Below are 21,874 nucleotides of genomic sequence, written 5' to 3' on the forward strand. Positions count from 1 at the left end.
TTTATCCTTTGCGTAATTTTATGAAATTTAGGCAAAAAATAGGCTGATTTATAAAAATTTTTGATATTATGGCTGACATTACAAATAAAAAATCACAAAAATAAAAAGCTTTGAGGTCATGAAAAAAATAGTTTTTTTACGTATCAATCCAAACGCAGTCGGTGGTGCCGAACGCTATTTAAGAAGGCTTACCAAAGCCCTAAAAGACGTAAGCATAGACACGTCTATACGCTCATATCTAGGAGAGGCTAGGATCTCGTCATGGAAAAAGGCTTTGAGATTTAACGCACAGGTAAAACGCCAGAAACAAAGCGATGAGGTATATTTTAGCTTGGAGCGAGTGAGTTGTGCAGATATTTATAGAGCAGGGGATGGTGTACATAAAATTTATCGTGCCACAAAGCCATTTTGGTGGGTTAATCCTCTAAATTTTGTCTATCCATATTTAGAAAAACGCTGCTTTAAAAATTCTAAAAAGATAATCGCAAATTCAAACTACATAAAAGAGCAAATCATTTCAGCTTACGGTATCGATGAGTCAAAAATCGTTACCATTTACAACGGTATAAATTTGCCACAAAAAGTAGAAAAAGGAGAAGCAAAACTTAGCGTATGCGAAGAATTTGGACTCGATTACAATTTACCAATTGTGCTTTTTGTCGGAAATGGCTTTAAAAGAAAAGGAGTAAAGGACTTTTTACTTCTTGTCTCAAAGCTAAAAACGCCAGTAAATGCGCTAATAGTAGGCAAAGATAAAAATTTAAATTCATACAAGAAGCTAGCAAAAAAGCTAAAGATAAAGGCATTTTTTACAGGTGAGCAAAAAATGACTGCAAAATTTTATGAAGCAAGCGATATTTTTATATTTCCAACACACTATGAGCCATTTTCAAATGTCGTTCTAGAGGCACTTAGCTTTAAAAATATTGTCTTTACAACGGCTCAAAATGGGGCAGCTGAAATTTTAGAAAATCGTTTTGTCATGCGTGAACCAAATGATGAGAGTATACTGGGGCTAGTGGAGCAGGTGCTTAATGATAATGACATGATGAGAGAGCTGCAAGAGAAGTCATTTTTACTTTCACAAAAATTTAGTATAGAAGAAAATGCAAGCAAAACTCTTGAAATTATAAACGAAGTGCTAAATTTGGAGAAAAAGTGAGAGTGTTTATAGAGCTTCCAACTTGGCTTGGAGATGCTGTGATGGCTAGTGCGGCGATAGAAAATTTAAGTAAAAATGCTAAAAATATTGTATTTTTTGGCTCTTATGTGGCCTGTGAGCTTTATAAGTCACATCCAAAGTGCGAAAAAGTAGTAATTGATGATAGTAAAAAACAAAGCTCAAGATATTTAAGCCTTATAAAAACAGCTAGAAGGCTTGGAAAATTTGATATCGCTATTAGTTTTAGAAGCTCATTTGCTAGTAAATTTTTGCTATTTTTTCTAAAAGCAACGCAAAAATTTTGCTTTAAAAAGAGTAGCGAGAGCTTGCATCAGGTGCAAAAATATCTAAATTTCATAAAGCAAAGCCTAAATTTAAAAGAAATTTCAAACGAACTAAAAATTTATTATGAAGCTAAAAAAAGCGAGCAAAAGCTCCTCGTGCTAAATCCAGGTGCTAGCTACGGAAGTGCCAAAAGGTGGTATCCGCACTATTTTGCAGAGGTTGCACTGCACTTTAAAGATGAATTTGATGTAAAGATCACTGGCTCAAAAGCTGAGCTTGAGATCTGCAATGAAATCGAGCAAATACTCTTACAAAATGGTATGAAATGTGAAAATTTGGCCGGAAAAACAAGCATAAAAGAGCTTTGTGAGGTCATAGGTTCTATAAAAAATGGTATCTTTTTGACAAATGATAGTGGTCCTATGCATATTGCAGCTGCCTATAAAGTGCCACTTGTGGCTCTTTTTGGACCTACTAAATTTAAAGAGACTAGCCCATGGAAAGATGAGAGTGCAAAGATAGTGCATTTAAATTTAGATTGTATGCCATGCATGAAGCGAGTGTGTCCTATAAAAACACATGCCTGTATGAAGGAGCTTACGCCAAAAATAGTCATCACCGAAATAGAGCTACTAAGAAAAAAATTAGAATTTTGAAATTCTAAAAATATTAAATATATACATACAAAATTAAAAATTTTAGTTTTTATTTGATTACATTTTTACTAAATATTTGACATTGGTTATCAATATAGCTATAATCACGCAAAAATTTTTACTAAGAAGGTATTATGGAGCTAATTAAACATCACATTGATCATGTAATTATTGCGATTTTAGGCATTATGAGTTTTTTTGTACTTTGGTATACGATTGAGCGTATTATTTTTTATTCACGCGTTGATATAAAAGGCTACAAAAGTATCGAATCGCTTGAAGAAGCACTAACCAAAAATTTAACCACGCTTTACATTATCTACTCAAATGCGCCATATGTAGGACTTCTTGGTACAGTTGCTGGAATTATGATCACATTTTATGATATGGGTATGGCAGGCGGAATCGATACTAAAAGCATAATGGTCGGCCTCTCTCTTGCGCTAAAAGCAACTGCTTTTGGACTACTTGTGGCGATACCAACTTTGATGATTTACAATGGTTTTGTCAGAAAAGTAGATGTGATGCTAAATAGATATAAGGCTGAAAATGCGTCTAAATAAAAAAGATGGGTTAAATATTGTCCCATTTATTGATATTATGCTTGTTTTGCTTGCTATCGTGCTTAGCATTTCGACTTTTATTGCTCAAGGCAAGATAGCTATTGATCTTCCAAGTGCAAACAGTGCTGAGCAAAGCAAAGAGGACGATAAAAAGGTAAGCGTAGTAATTGATAAGGATAATAAATTTTTTATAGATGATGTAGAAATTTCTGAGGATGAACTCAAAGATAAGCTAAATGCGGTTGATATAAAGACATTGATCGAACTAAAAAGCGATAAAAATTCGAAATTTGATAGCTTTGTCAAAGTAATTGATATATTAAAAGAGAAGGGCCACGAAAATTTTGCAATCCAAACAATCTCTGAATAAAATTTCAAATTACAGCGGCTTAGCTGTTTCGCTTATAGTGCATGGAGCAGCAGTATATTTTTTGCTTTCACATAATTTTGATGAGATAAAAATAGGTGAGCAAAAACCGATAAAAATAGCTCTTAATTCATTTACTCCAGTGCCACAAGTCTCAGCACCTCAAATAGCGGAGCAAATGCTTATCCCAGAGCCAACTCCACCAGCTCCACCGCCACCACCAGAGCCACCAAAACCTGAGCCAAAGCCAGAACCAAAACCTGAACCTAAAAAGGTGGAGAAACCAAAGCGTGAAATAAAAAAGGTAGAGCCTAAAAAAGAGAAAAAAATAGAGCCCAAGCCTGAACCGGTAATTGCTCAGCCAGTGCAGCCTATTGTACCGCCAGCTAGTGTAAATACAAATTTACCAGCCAATAACAAGTCTATCGCTGCAGCTCCAGTTCAAAATGTAACACCTGAGCTAAATTTATCAAATTCGCAAGGCGATGAAGATTTTACGAAGGTTATAATCGCAGTTAAGAGGCATAAAAGTTACCCAAATAATGCTAGACGTATGAAACATCAAGGAGTTGTAGAAGTTAGGTTTTTACTCAAGCAAGACGGCAGCATAGATGAACTTAAAGTTAGTAAAAGCTCTGGTTTTGAGTCGCTTGATAATGGTGCTTTAGAAAACATTCAAAGAGCAAGTTCTGAGTTTCCAAAGCCTAAGCAAGATCGTTATCTGCGCTTTCCTATTTCATATACACTAAAATAAATTACAAGCTTATTTAAGCTCGTAATTTATTATCTGCTTTGTAGAATTTCTTTTATATTTCAAGTCAAAATAGAAAAACATAGCTTATTTTATTTAAAAAAGTGTGTATTTTAAACTTGCTTTAAATATTAAACATGTATAATCTGACTTTCTTTAACGAGTGGTTGGATAGCTCAGTCGGTAGAGCAGCAGACTGAAAATCTGCGTGTCGGCAGTTCGATTCTGCCTCTAACCACCATTACCTTCCTTTAAACATCAATCCTTTTTTTCTTAGTTCTATTAAATTTCACATTTACAAGGCTTTTATGCTATTTTTCTAGGTTATTTATAAAAATTTAAATAAATTTTTATTATTAATAAATTTAAAATATAACAATGCTATTTTCATTTTATATATTCTAAGACAAATAAAATCTTCAAGATCAAATAAAAAATTTGTAAGAGATAATCTTATAAATTTTATCCTAAATAAGCCTTATTAATCAAAATATTATATTTGTATCAAATTATCCTTAAAATATAAGTTTAATCTAAATCCATAAGAGATATAATCTTGATTAAATTTATATTAACTTAGGAGGTTTCATGGATTTTCTCATGAATTTAAGTGAAGGCATGCAGTTTGCTATCCAGCTTCTCATCGTCCTTATCTGTTTGTTCTACGGAGCTAAAAAAGGCGGTATCGCACTTGGTATGCTAGGTGGTATCGGTCTTATAGTCCTCGTTTTTGGATTTAACATCGAGCCCGGTAAGCCAGCTATTGATGTTATGCTAACTATCCTTGCTGTTGTTGTGGCAAGTGCTACGCTTCAAGCTAGTGGTGGCCTTGATGTTATGCTTCAAATAGCAGAAACCATACTTAGAAAAAATCCAAAATATGTAAGTATCTTGGCTCCTTTTGTAACATGTACACTTACTATTTTATGCGGTACTGGACACGTTGTTTATACCGTGCTTCCTATCGTTTATGATATCGCTATCAAAAATGGTATCCGCCCAGAGCGACCAATGGCAGCAAGCTCGATAGCCTCACAAATGGGTATCATCGCAAGTCCAGTTTCAGTTGCTGTTGTAACTCTTACAAGCTTTCTTATTAATGCTAAAACTCACTTAGCTGGCTTTGATGGATATTTAGATCTTTTAAAGATTACGATTCCATCAACATTTTGTGGTGTTTTAGCGGTAGGAATTTTTAGCTGGTTTAGAGGTAAAGATCTTGACAAAGACGAGGTATTTCAAGCAAAGCTTCAAGATCCTGAGTTTAAAAAATATGTTTATGGTGATAGTGCGACGCTTTTAGGCAAAAAGCTTCCTGGTTATCAATGGGCTGCAATGTGGATATTTTTAGGCTCTATTCTTGTAGTTGCGCTTCTTGGATATTTTAAAGATCTTCGTCCAAGCTGGACTACTTACAAAGACGCAACGGTCGTTCAAGTAATAGCTAACCTTCCAACTGAACAAAAAGTTTTAAAAACCTTAAAAATAAAAGACGCTAGCATCCAAACAGAGGCGGCTGAGTTAAAAGTAGCAAACGATAAGCTAAATGCCAATCAAAAAGCTCAATCAGTCAAAATCATCGGCAAAGATGCAAATCAAACTCTTACTCGCACGGCTGATGGTGCAGTAACATATATAAATGAAAAAGGTGCAAAAGAAGAATTCCAAGGTGCTTACATCAATATAAGCAACAAACAAGCATCTTCAAAAAGCCTAAGCATGGTTCATGTTATCCAAATTTTCATGCTTTTAACTGGCGCTATCATCTTAATCTTTACACCAACAGATGCTAGCAAGATCGGCAAAAACGAGATATTTAGATCAGGTATGATCGCTCTTGTTGCAGTTTTTGGTATCTCTTGGATGGCTGAGACTATGTTTGCAGTGCATACTCCGATGATGAAGGAGGCGCTAGGAAGCATCGTAAAAGAGCACCCTTGGACTTATGCGGTCATGCTTTTGATTATCTCAAAATTTGTAAATTCTCAAGCTGCAGCCTTGGTTGCATTTGTGCCATTAGCTTTAAATATAGATGTTAATCCTGCTATCATTCTAGCCTTTGCGCCGGCTTGCTACGGATACTACATCCTACCAACATATCCAAGCGACCTTGCGGCTATTCAGTTTGATAGAAGCGGTACGACACATATAGGTAAATTCGTTATCAATCATAGCTTTATCATTCCGGGTCTTATTGGTGTTATATCCTCTTGTATATTTGGCTATATTTTTGCAACTGCTTTTGGATATCTATAATAGATAATTTCTCTTGCTGCTAGTAATTTCTAGTGGCAAGAGTAGAATTTATCAAAGCTTATCTTTAAATTTTTGTTTATTGCTCATATAAACGAAGCTTAGCACCTCGGCTACGGCTCTAAAAAGATGTGCTGGTATCGTATCATCGACTTCACAAATTTTATAAAGCTCTCTTGCGAGTGGCGGGTTTTCATAAATTTGCACACCATTTTCAACGGCTATTTTTTTGATTTGCAGCGCTAAAAAATCAACACCTTTGGCAAGTATTATCGGTGCTTCGTCGCGACTTTTATCATATCTTATCGCTACGGCGTAGTGAGTAGGGTTTGTGATGACTACGTCAGCTTGTGGAATATTTTGCATCATTCGACGCTTGGCTGCACGCATTTGTGCTTGACGAATTCTGCCCTTCACTTGCGGATCTCCTTCCATTTGCTTATACTCATCTTTTATCTCTTGCTTGCTCATACGAAGGTCTTTAAAGTATTGAAAACGCACGATGAGAAGGTCGATAAGTCCGATCACAAAAAGAATAAAAAGCATGACACTAACAAGAATGATGAGCTTTTCTTTTAGCCAAGCAAGCTGATCAAACATAGAAAAAAAGAGCGTGTGCGGTAGCTCCTTTATAAACTGCAAGAAAAAATAAAATCCAACTCCAAAGACGATGCTAACTTTTAGCACGATTTTGATGCTATCTATCACTTTTTTCATCGAGAATAAATTTTTTAGTCCCTTTAGTGGATTTATCTTGCCAAAATTTGGCATTATAGGCTTTGTGGTAAAGATAAATCCAAACTGCATTACATTTGCGATGACACCAGCGATCGCCACACAGATACAAACCGGAAGTATCATAAGAAGCGACCTTGCAAAGGTATTTACGACGATCATTTTTACAGTTGGCAAGGTAAGTGGCTGACCGATAAATTTTGAGTAGTAGATATAAAGTGAGATGATCTGTTCTTTCATAAAATTTAGCATCGCAAGTAGTACGCCAATAGCGATGACAAGGGTCACGAACCCAGCTAGGTCCTGACTTTTGGGGACGTTACCATCCTTTTTGGCATCTTCTATCTTTTTGGGGGTCGCTTCTTCGGTTTTTTCCTGATCTTCGCCTGCCATCTTTATCCTGAGCTTGCTTAAATTTGGGGCGATTATAGCCAAAATGCGGTTAAACTATCCGCTAAAGCCACCTTTTGCATATAAAAAGAGCTAAGCTATCTTAGTCATTTTTAGCTAAAATCAACAAAAACAAGGGGTAAACAAGATATTGTCTTTAGAGTCAAAAAAGTACAAAAATTTTAGGTAAGTATGCAAAGATTTATGCTGAGCTAAAGGGGAGAAAATCAAGTGATTACGACTATTTGTTTGAAAAGTGCCTAGAAGATGGCGATGTTGAGGTGTTGAATAATCTCCTCTTTTAGTATGCAAAGCTAAATTTACTCCCAGGCTACAACGGCGGATATAACCAGTGTGGGAGGCTCTTTCAAGAAGAAATTCCTAGGCCAAAACTCTATTTTGTTTTGCCACCTGAGTTTGAACTGATAAATATGATCTTAAATGCGCCAGTAGCTAAAACTCTGATACATCAGCCTTATTTACCAAATGACAAAACCTTTTTTTCTGGATCATAGCTCTATGATAAGAAATTTAGCCGATGAGATCATAAAATCAGGGGCATTAAAGAAGAATTTATAAACTTTTGGCTAATATTTACACCTTACAACCAACAAAGCTCCATAAATCTTTTGCAAAAAAGTGCTTTTTGGTCTTACCAAATTTTAGAAAGGTAGAGTATGTCAAAATACGCTATATTTAAGCATGGCGGTAAGCAATATCGTGTTGGCGAGGGCGAGTACCTTAAGCTAGATCACTTTAGTGCTGAAGCTAAATCAACCGTTGAGATTACAGAAGTTTTGGCTGTAAATGACGGCGAAGTAAAGGTAGGTGCGCCATTTGTGAAGGGTGCAAAAGTTGTTCTTGAGGTCGTAAATGAAGGCAAAGACAAAAAAGTAGTTATCTACAAAAAACGCAGACGTAAAGACTCAAAACTAAAACGCGGCTTTAGAAGACAATTTACACGTGTAAAAGTCGTAAGTATCGCAGCTTAAGGAGATAAGATATGGCACACAAAAAAGGTCAAGGTTCAACCCAAAATAACCGTGATAGTATCGGACGCCGATTAGGTGTTAAAAAATTTGGTGGTGAGTTCGTTCGTGCTGGAAATATAATCATCCGTCAAAGAGGAACAGCAACTCACGCTGGAAATAACGTAGGTCTTGGCAAAGATCACACTATTTTTGCATTAGTCGATGGCTTTGTAAAATTTGAAAGACTTGATAAAAACAGAAAAAAAGTATCTGTTTATCCAGCTGCATAATCTCAGGGGCAATCGCCCCTTTTTTTCTTAAAATTATTCAAAAATCAAAATTTTTATTTAGTGTTTAGAATTTTTTAAATAGCTATTTGAGAGAAATTTTAAATCAACCATAACTTTATATTTTAGGCTTCATACTGATTATCTTTGCTTTATTTTAGACAAGATATTACGATTTAATTTCAGTAAAGTTGGATATAATCCAAATAAAAAATTTAAGGTAAAAAATGTTTATAGATAGTGCAAGATTGACTCTAAGTTCGGGGCATGGTGGAGCTGGAGCTGTGAGTTTTCGCCGTGAAAAACACGTCATTTTAGGTGGTCCTGATGGCGGAGATGGCGGAGATGGCGGAGATGTTTATTTTGTTTGCGACAACAACACCCACACTCTGGCAAACTACAAGGGTAAAAGGGCGATGAGAGCTAGCGACGGTGAGGCTGGCATGGGCAGACGCATGACTGGTAAAAAGGGCGAGAGCCTAGAACTTATCGTGCCACCAGGAACGGCGGTCTATGATGCGCAGAGTAATGAGCTGCTTTGCGACATGGTAGAAGAGGGGCAAAGGACGCTATTTTTAAAAGGCGGCAAGGGCGGACTAGGAAATTTTCACTTTAAAAACTCTATCAACCAAGCTCCAGATTACGCTCAAAAGGGCATGCCAGAAGAGAGCGTAGAGGTTAGGCTTGAGCTAAAGCTAATAGCTGACGTGGGTCTTGTTGGCTTTCCAAATGTTGGCAAATCAACCCTTATCTCAGCCGTCTCAAACGCCAAACCGCAGATCGCAAACTACGAATTTACCACGCTTACGCCAAAGCTCGGACTTGTCGAGGTCGATCAGTTTAGCGGCTTTGTCATGGCTGATATCCCTGGTATCATCGAGGGAGCGAGCGACGGACGCGGCCTTGGCGTGCAGTTTTTAAAGCACATCGAGAGAAATAAAATTTTGCTTTTTATGATAGATAGTGCGAATTACAGAAGCATGAGCGAGCAGTTTAGCGTGCTAAAAGAGGAGGTCGCTAAATTTTCAAGTGTGCTTGCTAGCAGGGACTATGCTATCGCGATCACCAGAGTCGATGCGGCTGAAAATTTAGATGAAAATATAAGAGAATTTATGAAAAGCATAAATTTAGAGCCAAATCAAGATGGTAAATTTGTCTATAAGCAAGACCTATACAGTTTTGACGCGAAAAAACCATACTTTGTTTTGCCAATCTCATCAGCGACAAACGAGAACATTGACGAGCTTAAATTTGCACTGCTTGAGCTGCTAAAAAAAGAGCTTTGAGTTGCGACTTTTTGGTGCTTTAAACTTAGAAATTTAAGAATATAAAATGAAGAAAATGTTTTGCATTATGCTATTTTGCCTTGGTGCATATAGCTGCGATCCAGCGGATCCAGCGTATATGTTTTTGGATTACAATGACATAGATCGTGACGGCAGGCTAAATTTAGATGAGTGGACGTCCTGCAAAGTGCCATCAGCGCTAAAAATAGCACCAGATCTATGCACTAGTGAGAAATTTAAGAGATTAGATACCGATCATAACGGCAAAATTAGCCTTGATGAGCTAGGAAGTTTATTGTTTCAAAAGATTGATTGGAAAGAAGATCCTTGCAGCTCTTGGCCGTGGGACAGCAAAAACATAGATCAAAATAAAAGTCGTTGAAATTTAAAGGAAAGTGATGAATGTAGTTTTTATGGGGACGCCTGATTATGCGGTTAGGATACTTAGGCACCTAAAAGAAGCTGGCTTTAATATAAAAGCGGTCTTTACCCAGCCTGATAAGCCAGTTGGCAGAAAGCAAATTTTGACTTCAAGTGAGGTCAAAATTTACGCTCAAAATGAGCTAGGAGGCGTGCCAGTCTTTACGCCAAATACGCTAAAAGATGAGGCGGTGATTGCCGAGCTAAAGGCGTTTAGCCCAGACTTTATCGTCGTGGCAGCTTATGGCAAAATTTTACCTCAGAGTGTCCTAGACGTCGCCACCTGTATAAATTTGCACGCCTCGATCTTGCCAAAATATAGAGGTGCGAGCCCGATACAAAGTGCGATCCTAGCAGGCGAGAAGCAAACAGGCGTGACTTCAATGCTAATGGATGCTGGCCTTGATACTGGCGATATGCTGGACTTCATCTACACGCCTTGCGAGAGTAAGATGTCAAGTGAGCTTTTTAGTGAGCTAGGCGAGCTTGGTGGCGAGCTCATCGTAAAAGTGCTTAAGAATTTTGCAAATTTAAAACCACAAAAGCAAGACGACGCACAGGCTACGCACTGCAAAAAGATAAGTAAAAGCGACGGACTTTTTAGCTTTGAGGAAGAGGCAGGGCAAATTTATAATAAATTTCGTGCGCTCACACCTTGGCCGGGGCTTTATCTAACAAGCGGTCTTAAAATTTTATCGCTTGAACTAAGCGAAAAAAGTGGCAAAAGTGGAGAAATTTTAAGCGTAGAAAAAGATCACGTTGTGGTTGCTTGCAAGGACAAAGCTGTCAAAATTTACGAGCTTCAAGAGCCAAGCAAAAAGCCAACAAACGCAAAAGCATATATAAATGGTAAGCGTCTTAGCGTTGGCGATGAATTAAAATAAATTTAAAGGAGCGGTTATGAAAAATGCAATAAGTATAGCAGGGGTTGATCCAAGCGGCGGAGCTGGAGTTTTAGCTGACATAAAGGTCTTTATAGCGCACGGCGTATATGCGATGGGAGCGATCACGGCGGTCACTGCTCAAAATACAAAGGGCATATTTGGCATGCAGCTAGTTGATACTAAGCTCATCGAGGATCAGATCAAGGCGATATTTGATGATATAAAAGTTGATGTGATAAAAATAGGCGTTGTCCCAAGCGTGGATATCATAAAATGCGTAGCAAAAACGTTAAGAGAGATCAAAAATTTACCGCCAGTAGTGCTTGACCCAGTTATGAGCTGTAAAAATGGCGACATCTGGCTAGAGGGCGCTGCAAAAGACGCCATCGTAGAGGAGCTTTTTCCACTTGCAAGCGTGATCACGCCAAATATCTTTGAAGCGCGCGAAATTTTAAAGCGTGAGCTAAAGGGCGAGAGCGAGCTAAAAGAGGCTTGCAAGGAGCTTTTGAAATTTGGCACAAAGAGCGTTTATCTAAAGTGTGGCGAGCTTGATGGCAAGTCGCTTGATATATTTTATGATGGCAGCGAATATGAAATTTTTAGCGATGAGCGCATAAAAACGACTGCGACACACGGCTCAGGCTGCTCACTATCAAGCGCGATCGCTTCAAATTTAGCAAATGGACATAGTCTAAAAGAAAGCGTGAAAAACGCACACGATTATATATTTAACGCTATTAAAAACGCAGTCATTATTGGCGGCGGACAAAATCCGGTAAATCACTTCTATAAATTTAAGGTGTGATTTGAAGGTTGAGTTTTTCCAAAGTCTGCCTTCGACGCAAGAATTTTTGATAGAGGTCCTAAAAAACGGCGAGATAAAAGCTCCCTATATGGTCGTGGCATATAATCAAACAAAAGGTGTCGGTAGCCGCGGCAACAGCTGGGAGGGGCTTGGCGGAAATTTGTTTATGTCGTTTTGCATAAGCGAAGATGAGCTGCCAAGCGACATACCTCCGCCATCTATCTCGATATATTTTTCTATGTTGATGCGTGAAGTCTTGAGTGAGCTTGGCTCAAAGTGCTGGATAAAATGGCCAAATGATTTTTACGTAGATGGCCTTAAAATAGGCGGCACTTTGACAAATAAAGTGGATGAAATTTACATCTGCGGCATGGGGATAAATTTAGCTAGCGCGCCCGAAAATGCGGGCATTTTAGACATAAAAACTAGCGTAGATGAGCTAGTTTGGGGCTTTGTTAGTATGCTTGATAAAAAGATTTTATGGAAGCCAATTTTTAGCAAATTTAGGATAGACTTTTGCAAGTCAAAAAGTTTTATTACGCATATTGCAAATAGAGCTGTTTCGCTTCAGGATGCTGAAATTTGCGATGATGGAGCGATCTTACTAAATGGGGAAAAGGTATATTCTTTAAGATGAGCGAGATAATAACAATAGCTAATCAAAAAGGCGGTGTTGGCAAGACTACAACAGCCGTAAATTTAGCTGCATCACTGGCAGTTGCTGAAAAAAAAGTATTATTAATAGATATCGATCCACAGGCAAACGCGACAACTGGACTTGGTTTTAGCAGAAGTGACTATGAGTTTAACATCTATCACGTCTTAACAGATAGAAAAAAGCTCTCGCAAATTGTATTAAAAACTGAGATCCCAACACTTTTTTTAGCTCCATCAAACATCGGGCTTGTCGGTATTGAGCAAGAATTTAACGATCAAAATAAGGATTATAAACTAATCCTTAAAAATAAAATTTCAGAAGTTGTAAACGATTATGATTTTATCATCATCGATAGTCCTCCAGCACTTGGTAGCATTACGATAAATGCTCTTAGTGCAAGTGATAGTGTTATCATCCCGATTCAATGTGAATTTTATGCACTTGAGGGACTAGCGCAGATCTTAAATACAGTCAAGATTATTAAGAAGACAATAAATCCAAAGCTAAATATAAAGGGCTTTTTGCCGACTATGTTTAGTTCGCAAAATAATCTCTCAAAAGAGACCATTGCAAATTTAAAGCAGCATTTTGAAAACAAGCTCTTTAAGAGTAAGGACAGCAAAGAGGAATTTGTGGTCGTTCCAAGAAATGTTAAACTTGCTGAAAGTCCAAGTTTTGGTAAGCCAGTGATACTTTATGATATAAAATCACCAGGCTCAATCGCATATCAAAATTTGGCATATTGTATTTTAAACTAAAAAATAAGGAAAAAAATGGCGAAAAAAGGTGGATTAGGGCGCGGGCTTAGCGCGATACTTGAAGATGTAGAGCAGGCCTACAGCAAAGAGATCGCAAATTTAAACGACTCTGAGATAGTCGAAGAGATAAATATAGATGAAATTTTGCCAAACCCATACCAGCCAAGAACACATTTTGACGAAGAGGCTTTAAGAGAGCTAAGTGCTAGCATCAAAAGGCACGGACTAATACAGCCAATAATCGTCATCAAAAAAGATGATGGCTATATGTTAATAGCTGGTGAGCGCAGATACCGCGCTACAAAGATGCTTGGAGCAAGCAAGATAAAGGCAATCATCGCTGATATCAAGTCTCAAAATTTGAGAGAGCTTGCGCTTATCGAAAATATTCAGCGTGAAAATTTAAATCCAATCGAACTTGCAAAGTCGTATAAAGAGCTCATAAATGAGTATAAGATCACACAAGACGGCTTGGCAAATATCATTCATAAAAGTAGAACACAAATAACAAATACGATGAGGCTTTTACTTCTTAGTGACTATACGCAAAAACTTTTACAAGAAGACAAGCTCACACAAGGCCACGCTAAAGTTATAGTTGGGCTTAGCGCCGAAGAAGAAAAGATGGTTGTTGATACGATCATCGGTCAAAAGTTAAGCGTTAGAGACACAGAAATTTTAGTAAAAAAGATAAAAAATAAGGAAGAGATAAAAGATAAAAAGCTAAAAATTTCTGAGGAAATGAGTAAAAAACTATCAAATTTACAAGAAATTTTTAAAAATTTAAAGATAAAAGCAAAAGTAAAATCTAGCAATCTAGTTTTAGAATTTAATAATATTTCACAGATAGAAGAATTTATTTCTAGGCTAAAATAGAATTACAAATTTATTTTTATTTTTAGTAATTTATTGTAAAATCAGACTTTAATTTGAATATTAAATAAAACTTAATGATAAAATAAGGAGAGTGGATGTTAGAAATAGATGTGCCATTGATGCTTTTAACGGCTGTCGTTTTCTTGATATTGATCGCTATTTTGAATTCCTTGCTTTATAAGCCAATGCTCAAATTCATAGATGACAGAAATGCCTCTATAAAAAATGATGAAGAGAGTACTAGTAAAAATGCAAGTGATCTAAGTGTTCATGAAAAAGAGATTGAAGAGATTATATTAAACGCAAGGACTGCGGCCAATAAAATAAGGCAAGAAGCCTTAAATTTAGCAAAAGAAGAGTCTTTAAAAGAAGTAAATGCCGTAAAGAGTAGTTTAGAGGCTAATTATAATGAATTTTTAAATGCTCTAAGCTCTCAGAAAGATAACTTAAAGGCAGATCTATCAGCTAAACTACCTGAACTTAGAGCGGCTTTAAATGCCAAACTCTCTAAAATTTAAAGGAATTTCATGAAGATAAAAATTTTATTTTTTCTAGCACTTCCATTTCTAGCTTATGCTAGTGGGCATGGCGGAACAAATTACGATATAGTAGAGAGAACGCTAAACTTCTTACTTTTCTTTGCTATTTTGGTATATTTTGCAGCTAAGCCACTAAAAGCTCTTTATCAAAGCAGAATTGACAGGATCTCAAACAAGCTTGAAAGTATCCAAGAAAAACTCCGTGATTCTAAGGCCAAAAAAGATGACGCTCTAAAACGTGTAGAAGAGGCTAAGCAAAATGCAAACTCTTTAATCGAAACTGCTAAAAAAGAGGCTTTAAATTTAGCTGCTAAGGTTAAAAGTGATGCTCAAAATGATATAACAAATCTTCAAAAGAGCTACAAAGAGCAAAAAGAATTTGAAGAGCGCAAGATGACAAAAGGCGTTGTAAATGAAATTTTGAGCGACATTTTCTCAAGCGATAGCCTAAAAGTCGATCAAAAAGAGCTTATAAATATCATACTTAAAAAGGTTAGCTAATGAATGAAGTAGTAGCTAAAAAATACGTAAAAGCGATCTTAAGCGACGTAAAATCAAATGAACTTAATATATTTGTTGAAAATTTATCAGAGCTGGCAGCAGCTTTTGCTAGCGATAAATTTAAAAGCATTATAAGTTTGCCTACTTTAAAGGCCTCACAAAAGGTTGATTTTGTACTATCTTTGGTTAAAAGTCAAGATGTCAAATTTACAAATTTTATTAAGCTTCTTGGCACAAATAAAAGACTGGAGCTTATCCCAGCGATCTTAAACGAGATGAAGTTAGAGCAATCTTTGCTTGAAAATATATATCGTGGTGAGGTCATTGGAAATTTTGAACTAAGCGCTGAGCAGCTAAAAGCTTTAGAAGAGAATTTCTCTAAGAAATTTGACTCTAAGATCAAGCTTGATGGCTCAAAGAGCGATTACAACGGCGTAAAAGTTGAGTTAGACGATTTAGGTGTCGAGGTAAATTTCTCGATCGACAGACTAAAAAGTCAAATGAGTGAATATATATTAAAAGCAATTTAAAAAGGAGTGAAAGCGTGAGTGCAAAAATTAAAGCTGACGAAATTAGCACGATAATCAAAGAGCGTATTGAAAATTTTGATTTAAGTGTTGATGTAGAAGAGACTGGTAAAGTCATCTCAGTCGCTGATGGCGTTGCTAACGTTTATGGTTTGAAAAACGTTATGGCTGGCGAGATGGTTGAATTTGAAAGCGGCGAAAAGGGTATGGCTCTTAACCTTGAAGAGAGCAGTGTTGGTATAGTTATCCTTGGAAAAACTAGCGGCATTACAGAAGGAAGCTCTGTAAAAAGACTTAAAAAACTTCTACGTGTTCCAGTTGGTGACGCATTGATCGGCCGTGTTGTAAATTCACTTGGTGAGCCAATCGACGCAAAAGGACCAATCGAAGCTACTGAATCTCGCTTCGTCGAAGAAAAAGCAAAAGGTATAATGGCTAGAAAGAGCGTTCATGAGCCACTTCAAACAGGTATCAAAGCTATCGACGCACTTGTGCCAATCGGCAGAGGTCAAAGAGAGCTAATCATCGGCGACCGCCAAACTGGTAAAACAACAGTTGCGATAGATACTATCATCAACCAAAAAGGTCAAGATGTCATTTGTATCTACGTAGCTATCGGTCAAAAACAATCAACCGTTGCTCAAGTCGTTAAAAAACTTGAAGAGTACGGTGCTATGGACTACACGATAGTTGTAAATGCTGGTGCTGGCGATGCAGCTGCGCTTCAATACCTTGCTCCATATGCTGGCGTAACAATGGGTGAATATTTTAGAGACAACTCTCGCCATGCGCTAATCATCTATGATGACTTGTCAAAACATGCGGTTGCTTACCGCGAGATGTCTTTGATACTAAGAAGACCACCAGGTCGTGAAGCTTACCCAGGCGACGTTTTCTACCTTCACTCAAGACTTCTTGAAAGAGCAAGTAAGCTAAATGACGCACTAGGTGCTGGATCTTTAACAGCTCTACCTATCATTGAAACTCAAGCGGGTGATGTTTCAGCTTATATCCCAACAAACGTTATTTCTATTACAGATGGTCAAATTTTCCTTGAAAGTGACTTATTTAACTCAGGTATCCGCCCAGCGATCAACGTTGGTCTTTCTGTTTCTCGTGTCGGTGGTGCAGCTCAGATCAAAGCTATCAAACAAGTGTCTGGTACGTTAAGACTAGACCTTGCTCAGTACCGCGAGCTACAAGCATTTGCTCAATTTGCAAGTGATCTTGACGAGAGCTCAAGAAAACAACTAGAGCGTGGTCAAAAGATGGTTGAAGTGCTAAAACAACCCCCATATTCTCCACTTCCAGTTGAGAATCAAGTAGTTATCATATTTGCTGGTGCTAAGGGTTATTTAGATGATGTTGCAACTGCAAATGTAACAAAATTTGAAGCAGAGCTTTATCCATATATTGAGGCAAAATACCCTGAAATTTTTGAGCAAATCAGAACTAAAAAAGTTCTTGATAAAGAAGTAGAAGAAATTTTACATAAAGCGTTGAAAGATTTTAAAGCGACTTTTGCCGCTAACTAGGGCTAAGATATGTCAAATTTAAAAGATATAAAACGAAAGATTAAGAGCGTTCAGAATACTCAAAAGACGACTCGTGCAATGAAGCTTGTTTCTACAGCAAAGCTTCGCAAAGCTGAAGAAGCTGCTAGATACTCTAGAGTTTACGCACTTAAGATCAATGAGGTTTTATCAGAGATAGCTTATAAGATCAATCAATATGCTTCAGTTATGACTGAGAGTAAATTTTTTAACACAACAAAGAGTGTAGAAAAGGTTGATATTATATTTGTTACCGCTGATAAAGGGCTTTGCGGTGGCTTTAATGTCCAGACCATAAAGACAGTTAGGCGCATGATCGATGAGCTAAAAGCCAAAAAGATCAAAGTCAGACTAAGAGCTGTTGGTAAAAAAGGCATAGAATTTTTCAATTTCCAAGGCGTTGAACTACTCGAGACTTATGTCGGAGCTAGCTCATCACCTACATATGAAAAAGCTCAAAAGATCATAAAAGACGCTATTGATGACTTTACTAACGGCGTAACTGATAAGGTCGTGCTAATACACAATGGCTATAAAAATATGATTTCTCAAGAGATTAGAGTAAATGATATTGTGCCTATTGAGCCATCTAAGATAGTTGCGGTTGAGACAAATTCTTTGATGGAATTTGAGCCAGAGGACAACTATACTAAGATTATGGATGAATTGCTCAATAAATATTTTGAGTATAGTATGTATTATGCTTTAGTTGACTCTTTAGCGGCTGAGCACAGCGCTAGAATGCAAGCTATGGATAATGCAACAAACAATGCTAAACAACGCGTCAAACAGTTAAATCTTGCTTACAATAAAGCAAGACAAGAGTCTATTACCACTGAGCTTATCGAGATCATCAGTGGTGTTGAATCAATGAAATAAAAGGAGTATGAATGAAGGGTGTTATTAGTCAAGTTATGGGCCCTGTGGTCGATGTTGACTTTAATGACTACTTGCCGAAGATCAATGAAGCTATCGAAGTTTTCTTTGAGGTTGAGGGCAAGAAACATAAACTAATATTAGAAGTTGCTGCTCACCTAGGTGATAATAGAGTCAGAACTATTGCTATGGACATGAGCGAGGGTTTGACTCGTGGCTTAGAGGCTAAAGCGCTTGGTGCACCTATTAGTGTGCCAGTTGGTGAAAAAGTTCTAGGTAGAATTTTTAACGTAGTTGGTGATTTGATCGATGAGGGTGAGGGTATAAATTTTGATAAACACTGGTCTATTCACCGCGATCCTCCTCCATTTGAAGAGCAAAGTACAAAGAGTGAAATTTTTGAAACGGGTATCAAGGTAGTTGACCTTCTAGCTCCTTATGCAAAGGGTGGTAAAGTAGGTCTTTTTGGTGGTGCTGGCGTTGGTAAAACGGTTATTATTATGGAGCTTATCCACAACGTTGCGTTTAAACACAGTGGCTATTCTGTATTTGCAGGCGTTGGTGAGAGAACTCGTGAAGGAAATGACCTTTATCACGAAATGAAAGAAAGTAATGTTTTGGATAAAGTTGCCTTGTGCTATGGTCAAATGAATGAGCCACCAGGAGCAAGAAACCGTATCGCGCTAACTGGTCTTACAATGGCTGAGTACTTCCGTGATGAGATGGGGCTTGATGTTTTGATGTTTATCGATAATATCTTCCGTTTTTCTCAATCAGGTGCAGAGATGTCAGCTCTACTTGGACGTATTCCGTCAGCTGTTGGTTACCAGCCAACTCTTGCAAGTGAGATGGGTAAATTCCAAGAGAGAATTACATCAACTAAAAAAGGTTCAATTACATCCGTTCAAGCTGTTTACGTTCCAGCTGATGACCTTACGGATCCAGCTCCTGCAACTGTTTTTGCTCACCTTGATGCTACAACAGTTCTTAACAGATCGATCGCAGAGAAAGGTATCTATCCAGCTGTTGATCCGCTTGATTCAACATCAAGAATGCTCGATCCTCAAATTTTAGGAGCAGATCACTATAAGGTAGCTCGCGGCGTTCAAGCTGTGCTCCAAAAATATAAAGATCTTCAAGATATCATTGCGATCCTTGGTATGGACGAGCTTAGCGAAGAAGATAAGTTAACAGTTGATAGAGCAAGAAAGATCGAGAGATTTTTATCTCAGCCATTCTTCGTTGCTGAAGTATTTACAGGTAGCCCTGGTAAATATGTAAGTCTTGACGAAAATATAGCTGGCTTTAAGGGAATTTTAGAGGGTAAATATGATCACTTACCAGAAGCAGCATTTTATATGGTTGGAAATATAGATGAGGCTTTAGCTAAAGCTGAGAAACTTAAGGCTTAAATTTAAAAAGGAAGCGTAATGGATAAATTACATTTAGAGATCGTAACTCCTCAAGGTCAGATATTTAATGATGACGTGAGCAGTGTGGTGCTTCCAGGTAGCGAGGGTGAGTTTGGTGTTTTACCAAACCATGCCTCATTAATATCTCTTTTAAAAGCAGGTATTATAGATATAGAACATAAAAATAAAAAACATGATGTTGTTGCGATTAACTGGGGCTATGCAAAGATTGACGAAGGCAAGGTAGTAATACTTGCTGACGGTGCGATTTATGTCTCTGGTGATAGCGAAAGTGAGCTTGCAAATTCATTGGAAGCTGCTAGAAATTTGATAGAGAGCATGAGCAGTGATACAAATGCTTTTGCAGCAACTATATCTAAAATGGAAAATGTAGTGAGAACTAGATAAGTGGGCGGTATAGATTTATTTTTAAATTACATTCAAAGAAGTAGTTTTATTACAATTATTGTTTTAACTTGGCTGTCAATATATTTTATAGTTAGTTTCACAATTCTTTTTTCAAGAATGGCTGGTATTGGAGCTTGGCAAAAACGTGAGCAAAATGCACTTGAAGCACTGCTTATGGGTGCTAAAAATATTCCAAATGATTCGTCTTTGAGAAAATGTGCAAATGGAAGAATCTCAAGAGAAAAACTAAACGTATGTATAAGTATAGCCGAGAAAAATGCTACAAGTGGACTAACGTGGCTAAGTGTAATAGCATCTACTTCTCCTTTTATCGGTCTTTTTGGAACCGTTGTTTCTATTTTAGAAACATTTTCACAGCTTGGAAATGGTGGAGGTTCATCACTTGGTATTATCGCTCCAGCTATTTCAGAGGCACTTGTTGCAACTGGTTGTGGAATTTTTGTTGCCATCCCAGCATATACATTCAACTTACTCATAAAAAGAAAAGCTTATGAATTAATGAGTGTTATTGAGCGTCAGGCTGATGTAATGATAGCACTTAAAAAAGATGATGAGATACTATAAATGGCCGTTAAATTTACCGATGAGACACCAGAGCTAAATATAACTCCTCTTGTTGATATTATGCTTGTTTTACTAGCTATTTTAATGGTTACTATGCCAACTATAACATATCAAGAGGATATTACTCTTCCGGATGGTTCAAAGGCAAAAACTTCAACATCTAAGCAAAAAGACCTTATAGTTTCTATAAATTCACAGGGGCAAGTTAGAGTTGATCAAAGCACTATGAGCCTTGCTGAGTTTCCTGATAATATCGCATTAATGAGTACAAAATACGATAAAACCTCGCCTATCTATATAAAAGCTGACAAAAATTTAAAATACGATGATGTTATGTTTGTATTAAAGACTTTGAAAGGTGCTGGTTTTAATAAAGTAGCTTTAGAGACAAACGGTTAAGATGTCAAATAAAGTTAAATTTCCAACGCTTAGTTCGTTTCTTGTAGCGTTTTGTATTTACGTTATTATTATACTTGTTTTGTTTATAAAGCTTACTTTTTTTGCAGAACCTCCTAAAAAATATACCGATGATAAAGATGCTATTATGGATGTGGTTATGGTTGATAGAGAAGTTGATCAAACCATTAAAGCTCCAAAACAAGCAGATGAAGTAGTTAAAGAGACAAAGCCTGAACCTAAAAAGGAATCTGAAGAAGATAAACAAGAGACTACAAATAAGCCTGTTGTACCAGATGAACCATTGCCTACCCCAAGCTTACCAACTCCTCCAAAAGAGGAACCAAAACATGAGCCTAAAAAACCAGAACCAAAACCAGAAATTTTAAAACCAAGTGAAGAACCCAAAGAAGATGTTAAGCCAGAACCAAAACCTGAGCCTAAGCCTACACCAAAGCCAGTTGAAAAGCCAAAACCAAAAGAACCAAATATAAAAGACCTTTTTAGTGACATAGATTCTACGAAACTTAAAAAAGATGATGGTATAAAAAAGGCCGAAAATAAAGTGCAAAGCCGTAAAAAAAGCGAAGCTTCTAGTTCAAAAGCCGCAAAAGAAGCTAGTGATATAATAAAGAGTTTAAAGATAGACCAAAATCCAACTGCTCCAAAATCACAATCTACCGGTACTTACGATCCACTAATGGGTGCAATAACAAAACAAATTCAAAGAAGATGGCAAAGCTATAAGGCCGACTCTGCAAATTTAGCTAAAGTTAAAGTTATGATAGATCAGAGCGGAAATTTTAGCTATGAAATTTTAGAGCTATCATATAATGAAGAATTTAACGCAAAAGTAAGAGAGTGCTTAGAAAAACTTACAACGGAGAAATTTCCATTTAATCCAGACAAAAGCACTACTTTTAATTTAAATTTAGAAGATAAAATAAACTAAAATTTATAAAATTATGGA

The 21,874-nt window shown here is 37.0% G+C and carries 26 protein-coding genes and 1 tRNA gene; 26 read left to right on the forward strand and 1 reads right to left on the reverse strand.

The genetic code is table 11. The features are described from left to right. The first annotated feature begins 118 nt into the window (after positions 1–118). From B9N62_RS04845 to B9N62_RS04875, 7 genes are all read left to right on the forward strand, one after another. The gene (locus tag B9N62_RS04845) at positions 119–1,162 is read left to right on the forward strand and encodes a glycosyltransferase family 4 protein (protein ID WP_087584627.1); all 1,044 of its coding nucleotides are present in this window, start codon (positions 119–121) and stop codon (positions 1,160–1,162) included. Next, positions 1,159–2,103, forward strand: a complete 945-nt coding sequence (gene waaF, locus B9N62_RS04850) for a lipopolysaccharide heptosyltransferase II (RefSeq protein ID WP_087584628.1) — start codon at positions 1,159–1,161, stop codon at positions 2,101–2,103. Before B9N62_RS04845 ends, waaF begins: the two co-directional genes overlap by 4 nt. A gap of 134 nt (positions 2,104–2,237) precedes the next feature. Beyond that, positions 2,238–2,666 (forward strand): TonB-system energizer ExbB, encoded by a 429-nt coding sequence (exbB, locus tag B9N62_RS04855; protein WP_054196205.1) that lies wholly within the window; start codon positions 2,238–2,240, stop codon positions 2,664–2,666. Then, positions 2,653–3,036, forward strand: a complete 384-nt coding sequence (exbD, locus tag B9N62_RS04860) for a TonB system transport protein ExbD (RefSeq protein ID WP_087584629.1) — start codon at positions 2,653–2,655, stop codon at positions 3,034–3,036. The genes exbB and exbD overlap by 14 nt, the downstream gene beginning before the upstream one ends. Further along, a complete protein-coding gene (locus B9N62_RS04865) occupies positions 3,011–3,787 on the forward strand; it encodes an energy transducer TonB (protein WP_087584630.1) in 777 nt (258 codons plus the stop codon). The genes exbD and B9N62_RS04865 overlap by 26 nt, the downstream gene beginning before the upstream one ends. A gap of 162 nt (positions 3,788–3,949) precedes the next feature. Next, positions 3,950–4,025, forward strand: a tRNA-Phe gene (locus B9N62_RS04870). Between the two features lie 347 nt (positions 4,026–4,372). Beyond that, positions 4,373–6,040 carry an anaerobic C4-dicarboxylate transporter gene (locus B9N62_RS04875; protein ID WP_072593834.1) on the forward strand — a complete coding sequence of 556 codons (1,668 nt, stop codon included), beginning with the start codon at positions 4,373–4,375 and terminating at the stop codon, positions 6,038–6,040. A gap of 51 nt (positions 6,041–6,091) precedes the next feature. On the opposite strand, the gene flhB is transcribed toward B9N62_RS04875, so the two are convergent. Further along, positions 6,092–7,165, reverse strand: coding sequence for a flagellar biosynthesis protein FlhB (gene flhB, locus B9N62_RS04880; protein ID WP_035167257.1), 1,074 nt, complete (start codon positions 7,163–7,165; stop codon positions 6,092–6,094). A gap of 674 nt (positions 7,166–7,839) precedes the next feature. On the opposite strand from flhB, the gene rplU reads away from it, so the two are divergent. The 19 genes from rplU to B9N62_RS04980 all read left to right on the forward strand — a co-directional run bounded on the left by rplU (position 7,840) and on the right by B9N62_RS04980 (position 21,856). Continuing rightward, positions 7,840–8,154: a 50S ribosomal protein L21 gene (rplU, locus tag B9N62_RS04890; protein ID WP_087584631.1), complete on the forward strand. Its 315-nt coding sequence runs from the start codon at positions 7,840–7,842 to the stop codon at positions 8,152–8,154. Positions 8,155–8,165: 11 nt separating this feature from the next. Next, positions 8,166–8,423 (forward strand): 50S ribosomal protein L27, encoded by a 258-nt coding sequence (rpmA, locus tag B9N62_RS04895; protein WP_002942569.1) that lies wholly within the window; start codon positions 8,166–8,168, stop codon positions 8,421–8,423. A 224-nt stretch (positions 8,424–8,647) separates the two neighbouring features. After that, the gene (gene obgE / locus B9N62_RS04900; protein WP_087584632.1) at positions 8,648–9,706 is read left to right on the forward strand and encodes a GTPase ObgE; all 1,059 of its coding nucleotides are present in this window, start codon (positions 8,648–8,650) and stop codon (positions 9,704–9,706) included. A 46-nt stretch (positions 9,707–9,752) separates the two neighbouring features. Further along, positions 9,753–10,088, forward strand: coding sequence for a GDP-mannose dehydrogenase (locus tag B9N62_RS04905; RefSeq protein ID WP_087584633.1), 336 nt, complete (start codon positions 9,753–9,755; stop codon positions 10,086–10,088). Positions 10,089–10,104: 16 nt separating this feature from the next. Next, positions 10,105–11,010 (forward strand): methionyl-tRNA formyltransferase, encoded by a 906-nt coding sequence (gene fmt / locus B9N62_RS04910; protein ID WP_087584634.1) that lies wholly within the window; start codon positions 10,105–10,107, stop codon positions 11,008–11,010. A 16-nt stretch (positions 11,011–11,026) separates the two neighbouring features. After that, positions 11,027–11,815 carry a bifunctional hydroxymethylpyrimidine kinase/phosphomethylpyrimidine kinase gene (gene thiD / locus B9N62_RS04915; RefSeq protein WP_087584635.1) on the forward strand — a complete coding sequence of 263 codons (789 nt, stop codon included), beginning with the start codon at positions 11,027–11,029 and terminating at the stop codon, positions 11,813–11,815. A 1-nt stretch (position 11,816) separates the two neighbouring features. Further along, a complete protein-coding gene (locus B9N62_RS04920; RefSeq protein WP_087584636.1) occupies positions 11,817–12,452 on the forward strand; it encodes a biotin--[acetyl-CoA-carboxylase] ligase in 636 nt (211 codons plus the stop codon). Then, positions 12,449–13,231 (forward strand): ParA family protein, encoded by a 783-nt coding sequence (locus B9N62_RS04925; RefSeq protein ID WP_021090449.1) that lies wholly within the window; start codon positions 12,449–12,451, stop codon positions 13,229–13,231. Before B9N62_RS04920 ends, B9N62_RS04925 begins: the two co-directional genes overlap by 4 nt. Positions 13,232–13,246: 15 nt before the next feature. Further along, a complete protein-coding gene (locus B9N62_RS04930) occupies positions 13,247–14,107 on the forward strand; it encodes a ParB/RepB/Spo0J family partition protein (protein ID WP_054196217.1) in 861 nt (286 codons plus the stop codon). A 95-nt stretch (positions 14,108–14,202) separates the two neighbouring features. Beyond that, positions 14,203–14,625: a FoF1 ATP synthase subunit B' gene (locus B9N62_RS04935; RefSeq protein WP_087584637.1), complete on the forward strand. Its 423-nt coding sequence runs from the start codon at positions 14,203–14,205 to the stop codon at positions 14,623–14,625. A gap of 9 nt (positions 14,626–14,634) precedes the next feature. Beyond that, positions 14,635–15,147 carry a F0F1 ATP synthase subunit B gene (locus tag B9N62_RS04940; protein ID WP_087584638.1) on the forward strand — a complete coding sequence of 171 codons (513 nt, stop codon included), beginning with the start codon at positions 14,635–14,637 and terminating at the stop codon, positions 15,145–15,147. Beyond that, positions 15,147–15,677 (forward strand): F0F1 ATP synthase subunit delta, encoded by a 531-nt coding sequence (locus tag B9N62_RS04945; RefSeq protein WP_087584639.1) that lies wholly within the window; start codon positions 15,147–15,149, stop codon positions 15,675–15,677. The genes B9N62_RS04940 and B9N62_RS04945 overlap by 1 nt, the downstream gene beginning before the upstream one ends. A 14-nt stretch (positions 15,678–15,691) precedes the next feature. Continuing rightward, the gene (atpA, locus tag B9N62_RS04950; protein ID WP_087584640.1) at positions 15,692–17,209 is read left to right on the forward strand and encodes a F0F1 ATP synthase subunit alpha; all 1,518 of its coding nucleotides are present in this window, start codon (positions 15,692–15,694) and stop codon (positions 17,207–17,209) included. Positions 17,210–17,218: 9 nt separating this feature from the next. After that, positions 17,219–18,106, forward strand: coding sequence for an ATP synthase F1 subunit gamma (atpG, locus tag B9N62_RS04955; protein ID WP_087584641.1), 888 nt, complete (start codon positions 17,219–17,221; stop codon positions 18,104–18,106). Positions 18,107–18,117: 11 nt separating this feature from the next. Continuing rightward, entirely contained in the window at positions 18,118–19,515 is a 1,398-nt protein-coding gene (gene atpD, locus B9N62_RS04960) for a F0F1 ATP synthase subunit beta (RefSeq protein ID WP_002939420.1), read from the forward strand. Between the two features lie 18 nt (positions 19,516–19,533). Further along, complete coding sequence (gene atpC, locus B9N62_RS04965) at positions 19,534–19,923, forward strand: ATP synthase F1 subunit epsilon (protein WP_084041261.1); 390 nt, start codon at positions 19,534–19,536, stop codon at positions 19,921–19,923. Next, a complete protein-coding gene (locus B9N62_RS04970) occupies positions 19,924–20,508 on the forward strand; it encodes a MotA/TolQ/ExbB proton channel family protein (RefSeq protein WP_051288435.1) in 585 nt (194 codons plus the stop codon). Further along, the gene (locus B9N62_RS04975; protein WP_021090535.1) at positions 20,509–20,907 is read left to right on the forward strand and encodes a biopolymer transporter ExbD; all 399 of its coding nucleotides are present in this window, start codon (positions 20,509–20,511) and stop codon (positions 20,905–20,907) included. A 1-nt stretch (position 20,908) separates the two neighbouring features. Beyond that, positions 20,909–21,856, forward strand: coding sequence for a TonB C-terminal domain-containing protein (locus tag B9N62_RS04980; RefSeq protein ID WP_087584642.1), 948 nt, complete (start codon positions 20,909–20,911; stop codon positions 21,854–21,856). Positions 21,857–21,874: the final 18 nt, after the last annotated feature.

Source organism: Campylobacter concisus, from assembly GCF_002165785.1.
GTDB lineage: Bacteria > Campylobacterota > Campylobacteria > Campylobacterales > Campylobacteraceae > Campylobacter_A > Campylobacter_A concisus_W.